General features: G+C 65.5%; 6 protein-coding genes and 1 pseudogene. 3 read left to right on the forward strand and 4 right to left on the reverse strand.

The features are described from left to right. The 4 genes from Q331_RS0119075 to Q331_RS0119090 all read right to left on the reverse strand — a co-directional run. Nucleotides 1–396, reverse strand: a 396-nt coding sequence (locus Q331_RS0119075; protein WP_026381966.1) for a helix-turn-helix domain-containing protein, incomplete at its 3' end; no start/stop codon positions are given. A 106-nt stretch (nucleotides 397–502) separates the two neighbouring features. After that, nucleotides 503–2,497 (reverse strand): threonine--tRNA ligase, encoded by a 1,995-nt coding sequence (gene thrS / locus Q331_RS0119080; protein WP_026381967.1) that lies wholly within the window; start codon nucleotides 2,495–2,497, stop codon nucleotides 503–505. Between the two features lie 38 nt (nucleotides 2,498–2,535). Continuing rightward, a complete protein-coding gene (yidD, locus tag Q331_RS0119085; protein ID WP_245615747.1) occupies nucleotides 2,536–2,916 on the reverse strand; it encodes a membrane protein insertion efficiency factor YidD in 381 nt (126 codons plus the stop codon). Nucleotides 2,917–2,919: 3 nt separating this feature from the next. After that, on the reverse strand, nucleotides 2,920–3,372 hold the full coding sequence (locus Q331_RS0119090) for an iron-sulfur cluster assembly scaffold protein (protein WP_026381969.1): 453 nt from the start codon (nucleotides 3,370–3,372) through the stop codon (nucleotides 2,920–2,922). 169 nt (nucleotides 3,373–3,541) lie between these two features. On the opposite strand from Q331_RS0119090, the gene folE reads away from it, so the two are divergent. The 3 genes and pseudogenes from folE to Q331_RS22760 all read left to right on the forward strand — a co-directional run. After that, a complete protein-coding gene (gene folE, locus Q331_RS0119095) occupies nucleotides 3,542–4,162 on the forward strand; it encodes a GTP cyclohydrolase I FolE (RefSeq protein ID WP_026381970.1) in 621 nt (206 codons plus the stop codon). A gap of 2 nt (nucleotides 4,163–4,164) precedes the next feature. Then, nucleotides 4,165–4,587, forward strand: coding sequence for a phosphoribosyl-AMP cyclohydrolase (gene hisI / locus Q331_RS0119100; protein ID WP_051631367.1), 423 nt, complete (start codon nucleotides 4,165–4,167; stop codon nucleotides 4,585–4,587). A gap of 124 nt (nucleotides 4,588–4,711) precedes the next feature. Next, a pseudogene (locus tag Q331_RS22760) lies at nucleotides 4,712–4,978 on the forward strand (transposase); the annotation flags it as partial. Nucleotides 4,979–5,195 lie beyond the last annotated feature (217 nt).

Here is a 5,195-nt window from a genome sequence, read left to right on the forward strand (position 1 = left end):
GTGGCGCTCGTGATACTCGACGCCGAAGCGCTCCTCGATCACTCGCTGGAGATCGATCCGTCGCCACCGCACGACGCTGTCCCGAGCGGGATCGGGCCCGGTCTCGATGATCTCCGTCAGTTCCGAGAGCTGCTCCGGCGACAAACGCGGCTGCGGCCCGCTCGACCAGTTGTCCAGGAGCCCTTCGGGCCCGGCCTCGTTGAAGCGGTGCACCCAGTCGCGCAGCGTCTGGCGATCCATCCCGCCGATCCGCGCCGCGTCGCTCCGGTTCATGCCGTCCAGCACGGCCGCCAGCGACAACAACCTGCTGCTCTGTCGTGCATCCTTCGAAAGCCGAGCCAGTCGACGAAGCTCGGCCGCGGAATAGTCCGTCCGTAGCGCAACTGCTGATCCCATCGCCGAATCCTCCCCCGAAGAGGGAATCACAGCACGAGGTTCAAAGGAATCCCCGGTGAGTCAGAGCCCGATGCCGCTGGTATTAAGCGCCGCTCCGGGGCTGCTTTCAGGCTGCCTCCGCGGCCTGCGTCTCCTCGGCGGGCCGCAGATCCGGCGGAGTTGCCTCCGCGGCGAGAAGCTTCACGGCCTCTTCCAGCTTCATCGTCGCCTGCTCCTTCTGGCCGAGCCGGCGCAGCGTCACGGTGCCTTCCTCCGCCTCGCGGCGCCCGACAACCAGCATCGCCGGAACCTTGTCGTGGGAGTGCTCGCGGACCTTGTAGTTGATCTTCTCGTTGCGCAGATCCGCCGAGGCCCTGAGCCCGGCGGCCTTCAGCTGCGCCGTCACCTCCTGCGCATAGGAATCGGCCTCCGAGACGATGGTGGCGACGACGGCCTGCACCGGTGCCATCCACAGCGGCAGCCGCCCGGCGTAATGTTCCAGGATGATGCCGATGAAGCGCTCGAAGGTACCGAATACGGCACGGTGCAGCATCACCGGCCGGTGCCGCTCGCCGTCCTCGCCGACATAGGAGGCCTCGAGCCGCTCCGGCAGCACGTAGTCGAGCTGGTAGGTGCCGCACTGCCAGGTCCGTCCGATGGCGTCGGTCAGATGGAATTCCAGCTTGGGGCCGTAGAAGGCGCCTTCGCCGGGCGCGTACTCGAACTCGATGCCGGAGGCGGTGAGCGCGTCGGCAAGCGACTTCTCCGCCCGATCCCAGGTGGCGTCGTCGCCGGCACGCAGCTCCGGCCGGGTCGCCAGCCGGTAGCGGATGTCGGTGAGGCCCATATCGCTGTAGACGCGGGAAAACAGCGCCAGGAAGCGCTTGGTCTCGTCGACCACCTGCTCGTCGGTGCAGAAGATATGCGCATCGTCCTGCGTCATCTGGCGCACGCGCATCAGGCCGTGCAGCGCCCCGTGCGCCTCGTTGCGGTGGCAGCAGCCGAACTCGGCCATGCGGATCGGCAGGTCGCGATAGGATTTGATGCCCTGGCGGAAAATCTGCACATGCGCCGGGCAGTTCATCGGCTTCAGCGCCATCCACTTTTCCACCTCGCCGGCGAGGATGGGGCCTTCATCTTCCGTCGCCGGCACGTGGTCGGGCACCACGAACATGTTCTCGCGGAACTTCGACCAGTGGCCGGATTTCTCCCAGAAGGAGGAATCCAGAAGCTGCGGCGTCTTCACCTCCACATAGCCGTCCTCGTCGAGCCGGCGGCGAATGTAATCTTCCAGAACCCGCCAGACGGCATAGCCCTTCGGATGCCAGAAGACGGAGCCCTGCGCCTCTTCCTGCAGGTGGAAGAGGTTCATCTCGCGTCCGAGCCGGCGATGGTCGCGCTTTTCCGCCTCCTCCAGCATGGTGAGATAGGCGTCGAGCTCTTTCTTGGAGGCAAAGGCGGTGCCGTAGATGCGCTGCAGCTGCTGGCGGTTGGAATCGCCGCGCCAATACGCGCCGGCGAGCTTGGTCAGCTTGAACGCGTCGCCGACGCGGCCGGTGGAGGGCATATGCGGACCGCGGCACAGGTCGAACCAATCGCCCTGACGGTAGATCTTCACCTCCTCGCCCTCGGGGATGGCGTCGATCAGTTCCACCTTGAAGTCCTCGCCCATCCCGGCGAAGACGCGCTTGGCCTCCTCGCGGTCCCAGACCTCCTTGGTGAAGGGCCGGTCGGCCGAGACGATCTCGCGCATTTTCGCTTCGATGGCCTCGAAGTCGTCGGTGGAGAAGGGCTCCTCGCGATAGAAGTCGTAGTAGAAGCCGTCCTCGATCACCGGGCCGATGGTCACCTGTGTGCCGGGAAAGAGCGTCTGCACGGCTTCGGCGAGCACATGCGCGCAATCGTGACGGATGAGGGTGAGCGCCTGCGGATCCTCGCGCGTGACGAGCCGCACGCTGGCGCCGTCCGGCAGCGGATCGGCAAGGTCGGCCAGCCGGCCGTCGATGCGCGTGGCGACGGCCTTCTTGGCGAGCGACTTGGAGATCGAGGCGGCGAGATCCGCCCCGCTGGCCCCGTCCGGCAGGTCGCATTCCTGGCCGTCGGGAAGTGTGATCCGGCTCATAACCTAGTTTCGGGCCCCGTGGCCCGCCCCATCGAGATTCAGTCGCAAAAGCGGTCGGTGATGTGTCGGCCCGTCCACAGGCCGTAGCGCCACGGCGTATACCAGCGTCCGGCCTCCGGCAAGCGCGCCGGCACGGGATCGAGCCCGTTGCTGCCGAAGGGATGGCAACGGCCGAAGCGCGCAAGCCCCATCCACAGTCCCGGCCAGGCACCGAAGCGCGAGATCGCCTCGCTTGTATAGTCGGAGCAGCTCGGCAGGTGCCGGCAGGTGCGCCCGAAGATGGCCGAGAAGGTGAGCTGGTAGAAGCGGATGATGCCGACAAGGGCGATCTCGGCCGGCGAGCGGCGCGGTCGGACGGGCGTCTTGGGCACGCCCTCGTGGGCGTGCCGCTCCTCCATGGGCTTAAGGGAGGTCTCCATGGCTCAGGCCGCCGCCGAGGCGTCCGCCTTCTTGCCCTCGATCTGGTCGAGCGCGTCGACCACCGCATCGAAGGTCAGCATGGTGGAGGCGTGCCGCGCCTTGTAGTCGCGCACCGGCTCCAGGAATTTCAGGTCCGACCAGCGACCGTCCGGTGCCGGGCCGTTCTCCTTCAGCATCGCCAGCATGTCGCGGCGGACCTGGCGCAATTCCTGCGGTGTGGAGCCGATGATATTGCGTGCCATGATGGAGGAGGAGGCCTGGCCGAGGGCGCAGGCCTTCACCTCATGGGCGAAGTCGGCCACGCGGCCCTCGCGCATGGTGAGGTCGACGGTGACGGTGGAGCCGCACAGCCTCGAATGCGCCTTGGCGCTGGCATCCGGGGCTGCCAGACGCCCGATTCGCGCAATATTGCCGGCGAATTCCAGGATTCGGGCATTGTAGACGTCGTCGATCATCCTAAAACCCCGCCAAGGGCTGGCCCCCTTGGGCAAATTCGTTACGTCGCCTTATATAGGATCGACATGGTGGCGTCACACCCGCACCGAAGGAAGCGTTCTGCAATCCATGCGCCGGCAGGGCATGGGCGAGGATGGGCGGCGAGACCCGCCCGCGAAAGGATTTCAGATGGATAGCACGCTCAAGCTCTTCGCCGCCTCGGCGGCGCCCGGCAGGCGCCCGAGCCGCGAGGAGGCCGAGGAGGCTGTGCGCACGCTGATCGCGTGGCTGGGAGATGATCCGGCGCGCGAGGGCCTGCGCGATACGCCACGGCGGGTCGTCTCCGCCTATGAAGAGCTCTATGCCGGTTATGCCCAGGATCCGGAAGCGTTCTTGGCGCGCACCTTCAAGGATGTTGGCGGCTATCAGGACATGGTTCTGGTGCGCGACATTCCCTTCTATTCGCATTGCGAGCACCACATGCTGCCCTTCTACGGCATGGTGCATATCGCCTATTATCCGAGCGATGGCGTCGTCGGCCTGTCCAAGCTCGCGCGTGTGGTGGAGGCTTATGGCCGCCGCCTGCAGACGCAGGAGACGATGACCGCTCAGATCGCCCAGGCGCTGGAGGAGACGCTCGGGCCCCGCGGCGTCGCCGTGATGATCGAGGCGGAGCATATGTGCATGTCGATGCGCGGCGTGCAGAAGCACGGCGCCTCGACCATGACCTCGCGCTTCTCCGGCATGTTCCACGACGATCCGGCCGAGCGCGAGAAGTTCCTCAACCTGGTTCGCCCGACGACGCGCTGAAGATGGCTGCGGCAAGCACGGCCTGGGGCGCGAAGATGGCCCCGGGCGAGACGATCGAGGAGACGGAGGTCTTCGCCCCGCGCTTCAACGCGGCGGGTGTGTTGCCCTGTATCGCTCAGGATGCCGGCACGGGCGAGGTGCTGATGCTGGCCTGGATGAACGAGGACGCGCTGCGCGCGACGCTTGAGACCGGCGAGATGCATTATTGGAGCCGCTCGCGCGGGCGCCTTTGGAAGAAGGGCGAGACCTCCGGCGCCGTGCAGCGCGTGGTGGAGCTGCGCATCGACTGCGACCAGGACGCGCTCCTGGCGCGCGTTCGTCCTGCGAGCCGCGCCGATACCTGTCATACAGGCCGCGGCGACTGCTTTTATCGGCGTGTGGCGGGCAGCCCAGGCGCGATACGCCTGGAGAAGCGCGAGGGCTAGAGCGTTTTGATCCTTTGATAAATCGGTTGTGATGTGAGGTGCTTGCCCGGTTCTGATTCAAACGCTTCAGTGATGGAGGCGATTTGGATGGATCGGGCTTTGAGCATGGATTTGCGCGAACAAGTATGACTGCGCCATGAACGGCACGGTGTTCCTGGCCTATCTCAAGCAGATCCTGGTGCCGACGCTCTCGCCTGGCGACATCATCATCATGGATAACCTGCCAGCCCACAAGGCGTCAGGCGTCCGTCAAGCCATTGAACAGGTCGGCACCGAACTCAAGGTTTTGCTCCGTGCCAAGGTCGAGCGAGCGATCCGCGGCCTCTGGGAGGTCGTCGGCGACCTCATCGACACCTTCAAAGTTGACTGTGAAGAACGCATAAGCGGCTGATAGTCGACGGATTTCGGTCTCTCGCAAGGTTTCGGTTTTGCAGGATTCGGTGGCTTGAGCCTGCGGAACCTTGCGATTTCGCATGCGGTTTGGGGATTCCCGGCGGCGCCTTTCCGTGATTCGATTGAGAGGATCACGAGAGGTGACGATGCGACCGAGAGCGCCCAATCGCGAGCTCACCGATGACCTGTTCCGCGCCCGGCTCGACCAGATCATC

This window comes from Afifella pfennigii DSM 17143 (assembly GCF_000688515.1).
GTDB classification, from domain to species: Bacteria; Pseudomonadota; Alphaproteobacteria; order Rhizobiales; family Afifellaceae; genus Afifella; species Afifella pfennigii.

Excerpts from the sequence above, each read along its gene's own strand:
- thrS (WP_026381967.1), bottom strand. The coding sequence starts at position 2,497 with ATGAGCCGGATCACACTTCCCGACGGCCAGGAATGCGACCTGCCGGAC.
- yidD (WP_245615747.1), bottom strand. The coding sequence starts at position 2,916 with ATGGAGACCTCCCTTAAGCCCATGGAGGAGCGGCACGCCCACGAGGGC.
- Q331_RS0119090 (WP_026381969.1), bottom strand. The coding sequence starts at position 3,372 with ATGATCGACGACGTCTACAATGCCCGAATCCTGGAATTCGCCGGCAAT.
- folE (WP_026381970.1), top strand. The coding sequence starts at position 3,542 with ATGGATAGCACGCTCAAGCTCTTCGCCGCCTCGGCGGCGCCCGGCAGG.
- hisI (WP_051631367.1), top strand. The coding sequence starts at position 4,165 with ATGGCTGCGGCAAGCACGGCCTGGGGCGCGAAGATGGCCCCGGGCGAG.